13 protein-coding genes and 4 tRNA genes are annotated in these 16,346 nt (G+C 48.4%); 14 read left to right on the top strand and 3 right to left on the bottom strand.

Annotated elements, in window-relative coordinates; all coding sequences use genetic code 11:
• Positions 1-55 precede the first annotated feature (55 nt).
• The gene (locus P6910_RS23760; protein ID WP_317143711.1) at positions 56-4,594 is read left to right on the top strand and encodes a DUF2608 domain-containing protein; all 4,539 of its coding nucleotides are present in this window, start codon (positions 56-58) and stop codon (positions 4,592-4,594) included.
• Here P6910_RS23760 and P6910_RS23755 read toward each other — a convergent pair whose 3' ends face one another.
• The 3 genes from P6910_RS23755 to P6910_RS23745 form a co-directional block, all read right to left on the bottom strand.
• Positions 4,595-5,647, bottom strand: a complete 1,053-nt coding sequence (locus P6910_RS23755; protein WP_317143710.1) for a histidinol-phosphate transaminase — start codon at positions 5,645-5,647, stop codon at positions 4,595-4,597.
• A gap of 192 nt (positions 5,648-5,839) precedes the next feature.
• Positions 5,840-7,162, bottom strand: a complete 1,323-nt coding sequence (locus tag P6910_RS23750; RefSeq protein WP_317143709.1) for a hypothetical protein — start codon at positions 7,160-7,162, stop codon at positions 5,840-5,842.
• Between the two features lie 346 nt (positions 7,163-7,508).
• Positions 7,509-8,822, bottom strand: coding sequence for a hypothetical protein (locus P6910_RS23745; RefSeq protein ID WP_317143708.1), 1,314 nt, complete (start codon positions 8,820-8,822; stop codon positions 7,509-7,511).
• A 319-nt stretch (positions 8,823-9,141) separates the two neighbouring features.
• Between P6910_RS23745 and birA the strand changes: the two genes are divergently transcribed.
• The 13 genes from birA (at position 9,142) to rplL (ending at position 15,993) form a co-directional block, all read left to right on the top strand.
• A complete protein-coding gene (gene birA / locus P6910_RS23740) occupies positions 9,142-10,104 on the top strand; it encodes a bifunctional biotin--[acetyl-CoA-carboxylase] ligase/biotin operon repressor BirA (RefSeq protein WP_317143707.1) in 963 nt (320 codons plus the stop codon).
• Positions 10,105-10,112: 8 nt separating this feature from the next.
• Complete coding sequence (locus P6910_RS23735; RefSeq protein ID WP_317143706.1) at positions 10,113-10,853, top strand: type III pantothenate kinase; 741 nt, start codon at positions 10,113-10,115, stop codon at positions 10,851-10,853.
• 107 nt (positions 10,854-10,960) lie between these two features.
• Positions 10,961-11,659 carry a hypothetical protein gene (locus tag P6910_RS23730; protein ID WP_317143705.1) on the top strand — a complete coding sequence of 233 codons (699 nt, stop codon included), beginning with the start codon at positions 10,961-10,963 and terminating at the stop codon, positions 11,657-11,659.
• Between the two features lie 105 nt (positions 11,660-11,764).
• Positions 11,765-11,848: transfer RNA gene (locus P6910_RS23725), tRNA-Tyr, on the top strand.
• A gap of 70 nt (positions 11,849-11,918) precedes the next feature.
• Positions 11,919-11,992: transfer RNA gene (locus P6910_RS23720), tRNA-Gly, on the top strand.
• A gap of 17 nt (positions 11,993-12,009) precedes the next feature.
• Positions 12,010-12,085 (top strand) — tRNA-Thr (locus P6910_RS23715).
• A 147-nt stretch (positions 12,086-12,232) separates the two neighbouring features.
• Positions 12,233-12,308: transfer RNA gene (locus P6910_RS23710), tRNA-Trp, on the top strand.
• A 60-nt stretch (positions 12,309-12,368) separates the two neighbouring features.
• Positions 12,369-12,740 carry a preprotein translocase subunit SecE gene (gene secE / locus P6910_RS23705; RefSeq protein ID WP_317143704.1) on the top strand — a complete coding sequence of 124 codons (372 nt, stop codon included), beginning with the start codon at positions 12,369-12,371 and terminating at the stop codon, positions 12,738-12,740.
• 9 nt (positions 12,741-12,749) lie between these two features.
• Complete coding sequence (gene nusG, locus P6910_RS23700) at positions 12,750-13,283, top strand: transcription termination/antitermination protein NusG (protein ID WP_317143703.1); 534 nt, start codon at positions 12,750-12,752, stop codon at positions 13,281-13,283.
• A 178-nt stretch (positions 13,284-13,461) separates the two neighbouring features.
• Positions 13,462-13,896 carry a 50S ribosomal protein L11 gene (gene rplK / locus P6910_RS23695; protein ID WP_317143702.1) on the top strand — a complete coding sequence of 145 codons (435 nt, stop codon included), beginning with the start codon at positions 13,462-13,464 and terminating at the stop codon, positions 13,894-13,896.
• Complete coding sequence (rplA, locus tag P6910_RS23690; protein ID WP_317143701.1) at positions 13,896-14,591, top strand: 50S ribosomal protein L1; 696 nt, start codon at positions 13,896-13,898, stop codon at positions 14,589-14,591. The genes rplK and rplA overlap by 1 nt, the downstream gene beginning before the upstream one ends.
• A gap of 345 nt (positions 14,592-14,936) precedes the next feature.
• Positions 14,937-15,467: a 50S ribosomal protein L10 gene (gene rplJ, locus P6910_RS23685; protein WP_317143700.1), complete on the top strand. Its 531-nt coding sequence runs from the start codon at positions 14,937-14,939 to the stop codon at positions 15,465-15,467.
• Between the two features lie 148 nt (positions 15,468-15,615).
• Complete coding sequence (gene rplL / locus P6910_RS23680; RefSeq protein ID WP_317143699.1) at positions 15,616-15,993, top strand: 50S ribosomal protein L7/L12; 378 nt, start codon at positions 15,616-15,618, stop codon at positions 15,991-15,993.
• Positions 15,994-16,346: the final 353 nt, after the last annotated feature.

The following is a 16,346-nucleotide window of genomic DNA, read 5'->3' as shown; positions in this document are numbered from 1 at the left end:
GTAGCTTGCTAAGCTTTTGGAAATGTTTAGCTGTGCCAATGACAAGGAGGTCATAGTGGTTCCGTTTTCTCCTCTATCATTTCTAGATTTTTATCAATCCAATAAAGACGTTCAAGGCAAATACCCCATTCTTGATAATGGTCGCTTGTCATCGGAAAAAGTCGGCTGGGTTCTGGGGCCGTCTGATAAGTACAATGCCTTTTGTCGCTCCGTAAGCATTTATTATCAGCGACACAATGAACTCATGGATAAGCCTGAGCTGGTGGGCGTTAGTCGTGAAGTCCGGACGGCCACCGGGGCTAAAACCCCGCTGTTAAAAAGGGATGTATCCATCATAGATTCGGCTGCGCCAAGAAAGGCCAGTGCCTGGAATGATGAATTTGTAGCCTTAAACCAGGCCAGTATGACCGTTCTGCATGAGGCTGAGGTTGAGCTGGTTCAGCTACTCCTGAAAAAAGCGCCGGATAATGAAATACAGGCAGCCGTCGAAAACCTGATCTCAAAATTTTGTTTGACCACCAAAGCCCGAGACAAAGATGACTGGGAAGCCCATTTAAGGGACTTTATGGAGTCCGAGAAAGTCGATATCCGGATTCAATGTGCGAAACATCGGGCTCCTGATGAAGAGCAGCCTTATGAGGTTACGTTACTTCATTCAGGAACGGATGCAACTCGCAAAAGTGTTTTCACTTCCGGGCATACTGGCGATCTGGACCAATATTTTAACGTTATGGATCAGGCCATTGATTATTTCAAGACAAACCCTCCCAGAGAGCTTCGATTTACCAGACGGGAGCGGGCGAATGCCCGCCGTCGTGACGCACCTGATAAAGTCACTGAGTCTCAACGCCTTTCTGCCATTACTCCGCCGCAAATCAGAGAGAAGCTGGTTCACAGGGCATGTCAGATATTTGTGGATATTCTCGGAGACAGACAATACAGTTTGACCGTTCAGGATATGAAACAGGCTTATCGGGATAAAGTGATGACCGATGAAATGGTCAATGCCTGCCTGGATAATATGAAATTTGATGATCCTCTGCTCAACGAATTGGGGCGCACGGTCAATGAGGGTAAATTCCTGTACGGCGTTCTCCCCGGAGAAGATGTTCAGGCAGCTTCAGAGGCTGCTCCAAAGACGGTAAAGGACGACAACGAATTAATACCTGTGTTTACCAGCCTTGAGGACATGTATAGCTACCTGAGGCAATCTTCTGCAGAGCCCCATGACATCAGTGACGAGCTGGACGACGATTATAGGCAAATGGGTTTGAGCCCATTGAGTCAGGAGTTTGTTGGCCCTCAGCAACCAGCAACAAGGGAACAGCTGGAAGCCTTTAAAAAAGCCAGGGCATTCAACCCGGATATAAGGGATGCAGACCTTGCAGTGGCTGTTCATCTTTTAAATACCGATGGGGCGCTGGCTCAGGGAGTTTTGAACAGAAGTCGTCGTCAGCAAGATTACATCCGTGAGTTTTCCGGAAAAATTGTGGTAATGGCCAAAAAGGGGATTCCAACAACGGATGGAGCGTCTGTTGTCCAGCAGACAGTCAAGACACCGCCCCCTGTTCCTGAAAAACAGCCAGAAGCTTCTGCCGCGAGTGCTATGCCCTCTGAGCAGTCTTCATGGCAGTTGCCGGAAATGGACGACGCTCAACAACAATTCCTGACCATGAAAGCTCAGTGGGATCGTATACAGCCATCCGGCCAGCAACCCGACCGGGTTGTCAGTGACCGGTTTAATCAGCATAGGGTTCATGCAGTTTCTTTTGAGGATGCTGTGCGCAATGTGGAAGCAGAACGTCGACAGATGCTCATTAATGTGCAACATATGGAGGCAGAAGCATTTAACCAGATTAAGGAAGATATTGACCGTGGTTATAACCGTTCCAAAATTGATCTTGAATACCAGTACGGACGGATTGATAAGGATGAAGCCATACGACAGATAGAGGCTGGAACTTTTGGCGCTGACAGAGTCAATCGCCTCGCCGATCTGGATGAATTGACAATCCACGGGCAGACCCTGATTTCAGCCGATGAAGAAGTTGAATTTGAACTCCTCAATAACGTTGTATCCGAACTCTATAAGAGACAGGCAGCGGGTAATTCAAACTGTCAGGGCTTTGCCAACTCTCTGGAGCATTTTGCCAGAGGCAAGGGGTACAACCAGGTCCAGGCCATTTCAACGCCAATAGAGATTCCTTTTGATAGCAGTCAGACGACGCCTATTGTGGGTTGGGCCCAGATCGACGGTATTGATGAACAACAGCATCACCATGAATTTCAGAGTCGTGTCGAGCAGTTTTTCGAAGCCATCAAAAAAGGCCAGCAGAGACAGCCCGGTACCGCCAAAAGGCCATTAGCCGAGGCGTTTGATAGTGACCGGTATGTTGTCCTGAAATCAGGCAAAAGTGGTGGTGCCGGTCATTACACCTTTCTGCAAAGACTGAAGTCATCCGGGCGATTTATCGTAGTGGACGCGCAAAACCGACAGATGTTCCCTGTGCTTAATCCCGATGGAACACCGACGGATGAAGCCAGGGATTACTTCAAAAGTGTCTCCATCCAGGCCTATTCTCCAGAGTTTGTCAGTGATGAGCAATATGACAGGGAGATTGACAGCACCAACCTTTGTCTGGCCAGTGATCGAAATTATGGCCATCTGATAGGCGTGTTTGAGCAGCTGGATAAGGTACCTGAACAGTGGCAGGGAAGTATTGAAGCAGCTGCTGACTGGTTATCCACCCATGTCAATGGGGCGCCTGCCAGGGCTGAAATTATCAAAGGTCTGGAGAGAGCTCCGGGACGTGAGCTGTGGCCTTCTTTGTGGGATGGCACCTACCAGCTGAGAAGACCCGCTGAAGTTGAGCCTTTGAAGCATCGTTTTGATGTCTTCGATCCAAAAAAAGGGCAAGAGTCATGCCGTGATCTGATAAAGAATCTGGTGCTTCTGTCACCTGAGCAAAGAAGCAGTCGTCGTATGGCTTATGAGGCATTTCAACAGCTCAGAGGCAGATATGTACAGATTGATCAGGCAATGAGGGATGTTCAGGAAACCAACTTTAATGCAGCCTTTCCAACAGAACGGGAGTGGAATGAATATTGTGGTCCCGATGTCGATATGAGGCTACAGGCTAATATCGACAAGGCTGAGCAACAGGTGATCAATGCTCAACCGATAAGTAAGCCGACTGCAATGAAACAACTAATGAACGACTTATGGAAGTTATCTCCCGCTGCATCACAAAGTCGAAAGCAGGCTGCTGAGGAATTGGTCCAGATTCGACCTGAAGTCCAATTGAGTCCAGCGGAGGTAGAAGCGGATCTGTCCAGATGTTTCTCTGAAGCGGGTTGGGATTTCCTCTGGGGGGGATTGAAGCTCAAACGCAGCCAGCTGATCTCTCTGCAGATGAGAATGGACCAGGCGCAAGTTTCCAGAGCAGAAGACATGAAAGCATTGATGCATGAGATGTTGAGGCTTTCTGATCCTGCTGCCAATAACATAAAGCTTGCTTCGCAGGAACTGGCTCAGATACGACCCGATTCAGGTCTTGGTCCTCTGGAGATTGAAAGAAACCTGAAACAGGCATTCCCGGATAATAACTGGAAAACAGAAAACCGCGCTCTCAGGGGGAGGGCTAAAGAAGTCAAAGATGATATCAAGCTGAATTTGATGGGCCGGGGGCGTCAGGTCATGACCTGGGGGCAGAATGAGCTGCCAGCTGATCAGGCAGTCATGGTTCCACCTGCCGAGGTCACAGTATCTGAAGCAGCGAGTGCTTTACCAGAAGCTCTGAAAGTCCGTGAGTCAGGTAGAGTGCAGAAATCACAAAACATTAGGGAAGTGCTGGCACATATCAAACCCGGTGAACCGGTCCTGGTCTGTTTCGATTTGGATGAGACGCTCATCGCCAAAGATATAGTGGCCGAGGGTCGTCAAGAGAGACGTCTGGTCAATCCTGATACGGTCAAAATCATTCAGGATATCCGAACAAAGGCGGGTCCGGGCAATGCCAGAATTATTCTGCTTACCGCCAATGACGAAGACTCTTTGAGAAAAAAAATTGAGGAAACACAACTCGACAGAAATCTGTTTGATGATGCAATCACGGTAAAAGTCCAAACGGGGCCACTGAAAACTAAGGGGCAGGGCTTGCATCACTACCTCGACAAATCCGGGCATCCGGCACAACATATCGTCATGGTGGACGACGTGGAGGGCATGCTGGAGTCTGTTGAAAAAGCCGCTGATGAACGAGGCATACCCTATACGACATTCCACTTCTATGGCGCTAAGCCGATGATTTACAGGGTGGACTTTGCTGCCAATCGGGAAATGTTCACGTCTGGAGATGGAAGAGGTCCTGATATCAGTTTTGAGCGATTTATCGAGCTGCAGGAGCTATCTGATGATAACGGTTGGAGGTCTGATGATTTGACAGCGATCTATATCAACGAATCGCCTTCAATGAGAGATATGATTGATGGGCAGAGAGAGTTCAACCCTGATTTTGATTGGCGAAACTATAAATTGCCAAGAGGCTATCAGCCTCCTGCGCATTTGGGGAAACCTGTGATTGAGTATCGCTAATCATATTATCCGGGACCAGGTTTGGATAAGAGACTCAGTCTGAGCCTTGTTGCCCAGATTAATTCTCAAGCCTGTTTTGCCACTATCATCGGCCTTTGGTCGAACCAGTATATGGTGAGACCGGAGGTGTTTTTCGATCTCATCCGGGTTGTTCGGGAATGTCCAGATAAAGTTGGCGACACTGGGCCAGTAATCAATTCCTTTGCTGTTCAGAAAATCTTCAAACATGGGTTTGGAGACTTCCATCACTTCTTTAACATACTGTTCGGTATAGCCCGGGTTGGAAAGCGCTGCATCTATCGCAACCACTGCCAGCTGATTAACGTCGTACGGACCGCGAACATTCAGCAGTGCTCGTATATTCTCACTATTACTGATGACATAACCAAGACGGACAGAAGGTAAGCCCCAGGTTTTTGAGAAGGTGCGGGTAATCAGCAGATTGGGGTATTGCTCAACGGCATCTGCCACTGTTTGCTGCGTGTATTCAAAATAACATTCATCCACAAGAATGGCGGCGTTGGGGGCAGCGGCGGCAATTTCAAGAATGTCTTCCCTCGCCACAATAGTGCCACTTGGGTTGTTGGGATTGGAAATTACTATAAGCCGGGTTTTATCAGAAATAACATCAAGCACAGCCTGTCTGGGGAAGCCATTGTCTTTGGAATACGCAGGCTCAATAATGTTGAGGTTTTCTACCCTGGCCACCTGCTGATACATGGCGAATGAGGGACGGGGAATAATGGCTTCTTCACCTTCACGACAGGCTGAGCGGATGATCAGTTCGATACCCTGGTCGGAGCCATTGGTGATCATCAGCTGATCAGCCTCAACATTGCAGTATCTGGCAATCTTTGCAGCAATGTTCCCATAAGATGGATAACACTGCAGGCGATCAGCCTGAATGAAATCAATCATGGCCTCTTTTACTGAAGGGCAAACGGGCAGGGTACGTTCATTAAAGTCCAGTAGCAGGTGGTCATGAGGGCCCCGGCCTTCCAGAGGAGGGTTGTAGGCTTCCATTTGGACAATGTGGGATTTGAAAATACTCATGACAAACTTCCTGCCTGTTCTTCCAGAGCGCAAGTATATGCAGAGCGTGTCGAGCAAGCCAAGGAAAATCATACGAGCAGCTGGATGCAGGCCGAATAACATGAGTCTGCTGTTTGTTTTCTGGAAGGTCGGATCATGCCAAAAGATCAACCATGCCAGAGTCTGAATTGGCCAGATGGCTTCCCGGAAACATCATTGCAGTACCATGCCCTGAAGAGCCGCTGTTAGTAATGCGATTAACGAAACGGCTGTAAGCGTCGAAGAATTACCCATTTCGGTGCTACTTTTTATTCTGGTTACCGGGCTGGCTTCTGTACAGTTTTCTATTGTAATGGCCTCTGTTGTATTGACTGTTGTTGTATTGACTGTTGTTGTAATCGCTTCAGTTGTGCTGGCTTGAGCTGTAGGCGCTCTTACACCATCGACCCTGTACATCGCGATCTCTGTTCTTCCGACTGACAGCCATTTACCGTCGGGGCTGAATGCAAGAGCGAATGCTGGGAACGGTGACTTTACGAACTGCAGAGTGTCAGTGAACACGTTGGATGTCGGTGTGATTCTATAAATACTCACATATCCATTTGTATGCCCAACCAGCAGTTGGGTGCCTTTTCGGTTGAAGGCAATGCTAGTTACCCGTCTCGGTGCGATAAAGGTTTGCAGAGGGTTGCCAGGGTGCGTCCCGTTTATAAACGTGATCTTTTTTTGATCATCCACGGTTGCCAGCAGGGTGCCGTCGGGGTTGTAGGCAAAAGCCAGTTTCCTGGCGCCCGGAATAAAGACGTTTTTCAGGTGGTTATACGGGCTGATCCCGCTGTAAATTCTTACCCAGTTGTTACGGTCGACGACTGCCAGCTGGCCGTTGATGGGGTGGAATTGAGCGTCTTGTATATAGCTTCTTGCCTGGGGCAAGGTTTTCACGAAGTTGAACAGGTTTGTGCTGTTTTTAAGATAAAGCCTCACATTTGTATCTTCCCCTCCGGCTGCCAGCAGGGTGCCGTTGGGGTTAATGGCAACAACTTCTATATCTCTTTGCCCTTCGGTCAGGGTTTGCAGGTGTTTGAACGGGCTCAGCCCTTCAAAAACATTGACCGTATTATCATCCCCTCCGGTTACCAGCCGAGTGCCGTCGGGACTGAAAGTAACGCTTTCTACCCAGTCTGTTGCTGGCACGGAACGCAGGAGTCTGGGGTATCCTGAGCTCATATCAAAGATGAGCAGGGTTCCTGTAACACCGCAGTAGCTATGGCCGGTACCTATTCCTACAGCTATGAGCGTACTGTTTTTATTCCATGCAATACTCAAAGCCCTGTTGGGTCCACAAGGTGTCGGTGGGATGGCAGTGGGCGTTGAAGTAGGTATTGCCTGTGGCTGGTTTGGATCTATGTCAATTTCATAGAAAAATTGAGGAGGTATTTCTGTTGGTCCAATCAAGCGCGACGTTTGAGCCTGTAAACAGCTTAGCGGCAGTGAGATAATCAGACTCGTAATAGCCAGATGCTTCCAAAAGTTCATTACCTTTCTCCAGAGCTCCGGCTTTGAATAATTCGGACCGTTTCCTGAGCCGGTGTGGCCATGATGAAAAACAGTGAAAATAGCGAGATGAGACTGCTTCAGAACCCGGCAGCGCTTCCGCGCTTCTGGAAGAAAAACCCGCTGTTCATTCAGAGTTGGAAAAAAGAGTATCCGGGTTGATCGTTTACGATTGAGTATAAGCCGGGTCTTGGTGAAAGAACATAATTCGAGCAGCTGGATGCAGACTGAATAACATGAGTCTGCTGTTTGTTTTTCGGAAGGTCAGATCATGCCAAAAGATCAACCATGCCAGAGGCTGAATTGGCCAGATGGCTTCCCGGAAACATCATTGCAGTACCATGCCCTGAAGAGCCGCTGTTAGTAATGCGAATAACGAAACGGCTGTAAGCGTCGAAGAATTACCCATTTCGGTGCTACTTTTTATTCTGGTTACCGGGCTGGCTTCTGTACAGTTTTCTATTGTAATGGCCTCTGTTGTATTGACTGTTGTTGTAATCGCTTCAGTTGTGCTGGCTTGAGTTGTAGGCGCTCTTACACCATCGACTCTGTACATCGCGATCTCTGTTCTCCCGACTGACAGCCATTTACCGTCGGGGCTGAATGCAAGAGCGTGTGCTGGCAACGGTGACTTTACGAACGGCAGTTTGTCCATTAACAGGTTGGATAACGGTGTGATTCTATAAATATTCACATATCCATTTATATCCCCAACCAGCAGTTGGGTACCTTTTCGGTTGAAGGCAATGCTAGCTACCCGCATCGGTGCGGTAAAGGTTTGCAGAGGGTTGCCAGGATGCGTCCCGTTTAAAAGCGTGATCTTTTTTTGATCATCCGCGGTTGCCAGCAGGGTGCCGTTGGGGTTGTAGGCAAAAGCCAGTATCCTGGCGCCCCGAATAAAGACGTTTTTCAGGTGGGTATACGGTCTGATCCCGCTGTAAATTCTTACCCAATTGTTACGGTCGGCGACTGCCAGCTGGCCGTTGATGGGGTGGAAGTCAGCGTCTTGTATATAGCTTCTTGCCTGGGGCAAGGTTTTCACGAAGTTGAACAGATTTGTGCTGTTTTTAAGATAAAGCCTCACATTTGTATCTCTCCCCCCGGCTGCCAGCAGGGTGCCGTTGGAGTTAATGGTAACAACTTCTATATCGTTTTGCCCATCGGTCAGGATTTGCAGGCGGTTGAACGGGCTCAGCCCTTCAAAAACATTGACCTTATCATCATCCCCTCCGGTTACCAGTCGAGTGCCGTCGGGGCTGAAAGTAACGCTTTCTACCCATTCTGTTGCTGGCACGGAACGCAGGAGTCTGGGGTATCCTGGACTTATATCAAAGATGAGCAGGGTTCCTGTAACACCGCAGTAGTTATGGCCGCTACCTATTCCTACAGCTATGAGCGTACTGTTTTTATTCCATGCAATACTCAAAGCCCTGTTGGGTCCACAGGGTGTCGGTGGGATGGCAGTGGGCGTTGAAGTAGGTATTGCCTGTGGCTGGTTCGGATCTATGTCAATTTCATAGAAAAATTGAGGAGGAATTTCTGTTGGCTGAATCGAGCCAGGTGCTTGAGTCTGTGCCTTTAGGCAACTTGTTACCAGTGAGATAGTCAGACTTGAAATAATCAGACTCTTCTTAATATTCATCGTTTTTCTCAACTCTGTTTTTCAATGCTTTGGACAGTTTTCCAGACCCGGTGGTCATGAGAGAAAACAGTGAAAATAGAGAGAAAAGACTCCTCAAGAACCGGATAGCGCTTCCGGGTTTAAAGGCTTCTTGTTTGGCTTGCTGATCTCCTGGCAGTTTCGTATAGCGATCTATAACACCCGATGTGAACTTCCAATATCCTAGATGAAAAATTTGCTGCTAACCCTGAATTTTAAAAAGTAGTATCTGACTCGCCGAATGATTTGAGCAGCAGGAATGAAGCGCATATTATCAGCTCACAGTTGTTGGGAGTGGTTGATGGACAGATTACTGGGCTTGTTGGCGGACGGGCAGTTTCATTCCGGTGAAGATCTGGGTGAGCAGCTTGGGATCAGTCGGGCAGCCGTCTGGAAAAAACTGAAAGCGGTTGAAGAGCTTGGCCTGATACTGGATTCTGTGCGAGGTAAAGGTTACCGTCTCGGCAGTGGTATTGAGCTTCTTGATAATAAAAAGATTGAGAGCACTCTGGATGTAGACGTTCGAAATAAATCTGAAGTCCATACCTGCTTTATTACGGAATCAACCAATGACCTTGTTCGTAACCTGGGGCCGGTTCCTGCCGGAGTCATCTGTTTTTGTTTGGCGGAGTATCAAGCAAAAGGGCGGGGGCGACGGGGTCGAGTGTGGAGCAGTCCTTTTGGTTCAACAATAAGCTTGTCTGCCCTTTGGCGGAGCGGCGAGGGAACGGCTTCGCTGGAGGGGCTCAGTCTTGCGGTAGGTCTGGCCGTTGTGAAAGCACTGGAAACATTGGGAGCCAGAGAATTAAAGCTTAAATGGCCCAATGACGTTCTCTGGCAGGGTAAAAAACTCTGTGGTGTGTTACTGGAAGTCCATGGAGATCCTACGGGTGAGTGTGAAGTGGTGATCGGAATAGGCATTAATGTCCGTTTAAGTGATGAGCAGCTGGAGTCAGTGGGTCAGCCGACTGTTGACCTTTTCCGGGTGTGTGGCAAGACGGTGAGCCGAAATGCGCTCGCAGGGCAGTTAATCAATACCCTGACTCATTTGCTTGATGGATTTGGACAAGGTGGCTTCAGACTCTTCAGGGAGCAATGGTGCGAATACGACGCCTTTCGTGGCAAAGAAGTTACATTAATGGCTTCTAACCGATCCGTAACAGGGCGTTATATGGGAGTAGATGATCAGGGGGGGCTGCTGCTCAAGACAGTTTCTGGTCTTCATATTTTTAATGGTGGAGAAGTGTCATTACGCCAATCATGAACGAGCTCATGAATAGACAGCTGCAGCTGGATGCCGGAAATACTCGGCTTAAATGGCGTCTGATGGCCGGTGGTGCTTCCGTTCAATCGGGCTTCATTCATAATGATGCTGACTGGCAGATTATCTTGTCCCTGCTTCTGAAAGAGTTGGGGGCTCTTGATTTTATTGCTATTTCAACAGTCTCAGGGAACGCAAGATTAGAGCAGTTAATGCGCATTTTGTCAGAAGCTACCGGCGTGGAGCCATTTATTGCTAAAACCCGGAAAAGCTTTTCTGGTCTTACAGTTATCTATAAAGAAGTAGAAAGGTTGGGTGTAGACCGGTGGCTGGCCATGCTGGCGGCACATGCTCATTCTCTCGACAATACTAAAGTCGTTGTTAGTTGTGGTACAGCTATTACAGTGGATGTGATTGATGGTCAGGGAAACCACCAGGGAGGATTCATTGTTCCTGGTATCCGTTTGATGAAAAAAGTTCTGGCCGTCAATACGGCCAATCTCGGTAACATTGAGCATCCTGCAGAAGCAACCGCATTGGGAACCGTCACTTCAGAATGTATTAATCATGGTGTTCTGGCCATGGCGGTAGCTTTCATTAACGAGACCTGTCTCAAATGGCCTGGCGCCCGTTTGTTTCTGACCGGAGGCGATGCTCCTTTGTTGCAAACTCACATAAAGGAAGAAATAGAACAGGTGCTGATTGAAGAGCTGGTTCTGGATGGACTCTCGATTGCCTCTGAAAGACAATAATGTTTATTAATTACCCAGATTTAAAATTAATGGGAAGTCATACTGTATATAGAAGCTACTTATAGAAGCTATTAATAGAGTTTAACTTTCAAAATTCGGTTTTTAGTATGCGCTGGATCGTCCTGGTTCTAATCTTCGCCAATGCCGGCTATTTTGTCTGGGGCTATTATCATCAGTCCCATAAGCCCTACCGGGCTGTAAAAGCAGATGCCGAAGTTCCTGTGCAGGCAGGTAAAAGATTGATGCTGCTCTCTGAAATAGCATCAGAACTCCCTGCGCAAACGCGGGAGAAAAAAACGGCAAAGAAAGTCGCTGAAGCCCAGTGTCTTGTTGTGGGGCCTTTTGAATCCTCTGCAAAAGCAGACCATCTTCAGCAAAAACTCTTTTCTCTGGGGGTTTCAAGCAGGGAGCGTTCTGACAACGAGGTAGTACTTGCTGACTACTGGGTGCATATTCCCCCCCGAAGTAATCGGCAGTCAGCAATAAGGTTATTAAGAGAGTTGCAGGGGCAGGGAATAGACAGTTTTGTGATTACCCAGGGTGAGCTGGCTAATGGCATATCTCTGGGGTTATTCAGTAAAGAAGTTTCGGCGAATGAAGTCAGTCGTCGTGTACAAGAAGCGGGTTATGAGCCTGCTATCAAAAAGTTACCCCGTGAGCCTGAAACGTTCTGGCTGGAGATGACAGATTCAGAAGCAAAGAAGTTAAGTGCTGGTTTTTGGGAGAGGCAGGCTGACGAGTACAAAGATCTGAAAATGCTGGAAAAAAACTGCAAAAGCGTTGCATCCGACGATTCGATTCACTAATATACGCCTGCGCTTCAGGGCGGCTAAACAAGACAAGCTTTCTGCATGGTTGGCAGGGTAGGGGCTTGACATTGAATTGCTCCTGAATAGAATAGCGCAGCACTTGGTGGGGTTCCCGAGCGGCCAAAGGGATCAGACTGTAAATCTGACGCGAAAGCTTCGCTGGTTCGAATCCAGCCCCCACCACCAGATCTCTAAGTCTTCTTTCTTGTAAGTTGGCTTGATAAGTGGGCATACTGCATGATGTAGGTCCTGCTTTGCGGGTATAGTTCAATGGTAGAACCTCAGCCTTCCAAGCTGATGATGCGGGTTCGATCCCCGCTACCCGCTCCATTAATTCTGATTTAAGTGCTCTTGTAGCTCAGTTGGTAGAGCGCACCCTTGGTAAGGGTGAGGTCGGCAGTTCAAATCTGCTCAAGAGCTCCATATAATGTAAAGGGGGTGAATTCCTCCTGTTCGTTGCCTCTGATTATGAGGTTTAAAAAAGAATAAGACTTTTCAGCTTGATTGGGGTCGATTATAATAGATCGGTCCTTGTATCGGGGTAGGTATCACAAGACTGCTCAAAGATACAGGCCAGTAGTTCAATTGGTAGAGCACCGGTCTCCAAAACCGGGGGTTGGGGGTTCGATTCCCTCCTGGCCTGCCATTTCTATGTTATGTCAGTATTTTTTCTGGCAAAGCTTTTCCGAATAGAGAAAGTCAACCGATGAGTGGAAAACCTGAAGTAGCATCTAAAGGACGACTGGATGGCCTCATGTGGGCTCTAGTGGCAGTTCTGCTGGCTGCTGGTGTTGGTGGGAATGTTTACTTTGGTGAGTATTCTGTTCTCTACAGAGCGCTGGCTTTGGTGGTTCTGGCTGTAGTGGCCGGGTTTGTTGCGCTTCAGACTGTAAAAGGTGATGCTTTTTGGACGCTGGTCAAAGAAGCTAAGGTTGAGATTCGCAAAGTAGTCTGGCCAACTCGTCAGGAAACTGTTCAGACCACGCTGATCGTTGTAGCTGTGGTTGTTATTATGGGGCTCATTTTGTGGGCGCTTGATTCTCTGCTAGGCTGGATCATCAGCAGCCTGATTGGATAGGGATAAATAATGGCGAAACGTTGGTATGTGGTTCATGCCTACTCCGGCTACGAAAAGCAGGTGATGCGTTCGCTGATTGAGCGCGTAAAGCTTCACGGTATGGAGGATCTCTTTGGTGAGATTCTGGTGCCTACCGAAGAAGTGGTTGAAATCAGAAACGGTCAGAAGCGCAAAAGTGAGCGTAAATTCTTCCCTGGATATGTATTAGTCCAGATGGAAATGAACGAAGATAGCTGGCATCTTATTAAAGATACTCCTCGAGTCATGGGTTTTATTGGTGGTACGGCGGACAAGCCTGCGCCTATCACCGAAAAAGAAGCGGATGCCATACTGCAGCGTGTTCAGGAAGGTGTTGAGAAGCCACGTCCCAAGACGTTGTTCGAACCTGGTGAGATGGTTAGAGTTATTGATGGGCCGTTTGCAGACTTCAATGGTGTGGTGGAAGAAGTCAACTATGAGAAGAGTCGTTTGCATGTTGCAGTAATGATCTTCGGTCGCTCTACACCGGTTGAGCTGGAGTTTGTCCAGGTTGAAAAAGTTTGATCAGTCTTGAGCGGGTCTTGAGGCATAACAGGCTTTAAAAAATTCAAGACCCTGTGCTGCGTAAGCAGTGCGGGGTTTTTATCTGAAGGGCGTAAGCCCGGAACGGGTAGCTGAGGCGGATGCTTCTGGTGAAAGCCGGTAATAACTGCTAAAGCGATGACCCATTGTTGAGGTTGATATGGCTAAAAAAGTCGAAGCTTACATCAAACTGCAGGTTCCTGCAGGTAAAGCTAATCCTTCACCACCTGTTGGTCCTGCTCTGGGTCAACACGGCGTGAACATCATGGAGTTTTGTAAGGCGTTCAACGCAAAGACTCAAGAGATGGATGCTGGTATGCCGATTCCGGTAATAATTACCGTATACGGCGATCGTAGCTTCACCTTTGAGACCAAGACTCCGCCTGCATCTGTACTGCTGAAGAAAGTTCTGAAGTTGAAGAAAGGCTCCGGTCGCCCTAACACTGAAAAAGTGGGTGCTGCTACTCGTGAGCAGCTGCTGGAAGTGGCCAAGATTAAAGAGCCTGATCTGACTGCAGCAGACGAAGATGCGGCAGTCCGTACCATTGCTGGTTCTGCTCGTTCCATGGGTGTCAACGTGGAGGGTGTGGAATAATGGCTAAGATGACCAAGCGCGCCAAGATGATTGCTGAGAAGGTTGTAGCTGAAAAGGCTTACTCCTTCGAAGAAGCTGCTAACGTTCTGAAAGAAGTATCCAGCGTTAAGTTCAAAGAATCTGTTGAGATTTCTGTGAACCTGGGTGTGGATCCTCGTAAATCTGATCAGGTTGTCCGTGGCTCTACCGTTCTGCCTGCAGGTACTGGCAAAGACGTTCGTGTTGCTGTATTCACACAGGGTGCTAACGCTGAAGCAGCTAAAGAAGCTGGTGCTGAGATCGTTGGTATGGACGATCTGGCTGCTCAGGTTAAAGCGGGCGAAATGAATTTTGACGTAGTTATCGCTTCTCCGGATGCGATGCGCGTTGTAGGTCAGCTTGGCCAGATTCTGGGGCCACGCGGCCTGATGCCCAACCCAAAAGTGGGTACCGTTACTCCAAATGTTGCTGAAGCGGTTAAAAACGCCAAAGCCGGTCAGGTTCGTTTCCGTACTGACAAGAACGGTATTATCCACGCAGGCATCGGTAAGATCGATTTTGAAGCGGGCTCCCTGCAAGAGAACGCTGAAGCACTGCTGGCTGAATTGAAGAAGCTGAAGCCTTCTTCCAGCAAGGGTGTTTACATGAAGAAGGTCACTCTGTCCTCTACCATGGGTCCGGGTCTGACTATCGACATGAGCTCCCTGAATATCTAACATTCACAGCTTTGCTGAAAACAGCTCTGATCTGATAGTCAGCCCTGAGCTGGTAAATGAATAGTGGAAAGCTGCAGGCAGGATATCTGCAGTGTCCGAAAGACTTTGGGGTCTCTGGTTTTCGGAGGCCGTCAAAGATCGTAGGTGTGAAGATTTGTGCCTGTTAAATCAGGGTTGGGCCAGGAGGCCTGACAAAAAGATCGACGCTTAATTTCCTGCGTAGACGGTGAGTAATACAAAAGACTGTTTTAGTATTTTGTTATTAACCCTTCACCGTATTGTAACTGCCCGGTTACTCAATGGCTGAATAGCCGGGTGTTAAGTTCATAATTTGGAGTAAAGCCAATGGCGTTAGGACTCGAAGACAAGAAGGCGATTGTCGCCGAAGTCAGCGAGGCTGCACAAAGCGCTCTGTCGGCTGTAATCGCGGACTACCGTGGTCTCACGGTTGACCAGATGACTCAACTGCGTAAGCAGGCTCGTGAAGGTAACGTATACCTGAAGGTTGTACGTAATACCCTGGCCAGGCGCGCTGTTGAAGGTACTGATTTTGAGTGCCTGCAAGATTCTCTGGTTGGTCCAACTGTGCTGGCCTTCTCTCAGGAAGATCCGGGCGCTGCCGCGCGTCTGATTAAGGACTTCGCTAAAGAGAACGATGCTCTGGAAGTTAAGGCTCTGTCCATCTCTGGACAGCTTCTGGGCGCAGAACAGATTGATGTTCTGGCCAAGATGCCTACTCTGGATCAGGCTCGCGCGATGCTGATGAGTGTAATGATTGCACCTGTAACCAAGCTGGCAAGAACTCTGAACGAGTTCCCAAGCAGCATTACACGTGTAATGGCAGCTGTTGCAGACGAGAAAAAGAAAGCCGCTTAAGCCTTTTGGCTGGCATAAAGCCCTTAGCGCATGGGAAGCCCTTAGCGCTTGGAAAGCCCTTGATTCGGGTGCTCTCCAGCGGGCTGGTTTTTCTCTTATTTAATGAATTCCGGGGTTTTACCCCAAAAAAGATTTTTGGAGACATACAATGGCTCTGTCTAAAGAAGATATCCTGAATGCAATCGCTGAAATGTCCGTAATGGACGTTGTTGAGCTGGTTGAAGCTATGGAAGAGAAGTTCGGCGTTTCTGCTGCTGCTGCAGTTGCTGCTGCTCCTGCTGCTGCTGGCGACGCTGGCGCTGCTGCTGCCGAACAGACTGAATTTGACGTAATTCTGACTGCTGCTGGCGACAAGAAAGTAAACGTAATCAAGGTTGTTCGCGGCGCGACTGGCCTGGGTCTGAAAGAAGCTAAAGCTGTTGTAGACGGCGCTCCTGCTCCTCTGAAAGAAGGTGTGAGCAAGGATGAAGCTGAAGACCTGAAGAAGCAGCTGGAAGAAGCTGGCGCTTCCGTAGAAGTTAAGTAATTCTACGACAGCGTTGAAATATCCAGAGCCTATTGCATAATAGACTCAGGTGGCTGGTGCCTTTATGGCACCGGCCTTTTTCCGTTGTATGAGCTATATCGTTCCTTGCTGGATGGCAGTGTTCGATGGCTCAATAAATTGATGGGGTCCAGATCGGTAGTGGCACAGGTTGCACCATGTGTTGCCGCAGAATTGAGTCTTCATCAATCCGAGAAAGTTGCAGTGTCATTGGCAGAGTGGGAGCCTTACCGGAAATCGACAGCTCAGATCAAGATCCATCAGAGCGCAATTACCGGTCAGATTCTCAGAATGAAAGTCCCACTTTCGTTCTGGACGCTAGAGCTCATGCAACG

This window comes from Endozoicomonas sp. 8E (assembly GCF_032883915.1).
In the GTDB taxonomy this organism is placed as follows: domain Bacteria; phylum Pseudomonadota; class Gammaproteobacteria; order Pseudomonadales; family Endozoicomonadaceae; genus Endozoicomonas_A.
Note: the sequence above shows the minus strand (reverse complement) of the source record. Positions and strands in the feature narration are given on the sequence as shown.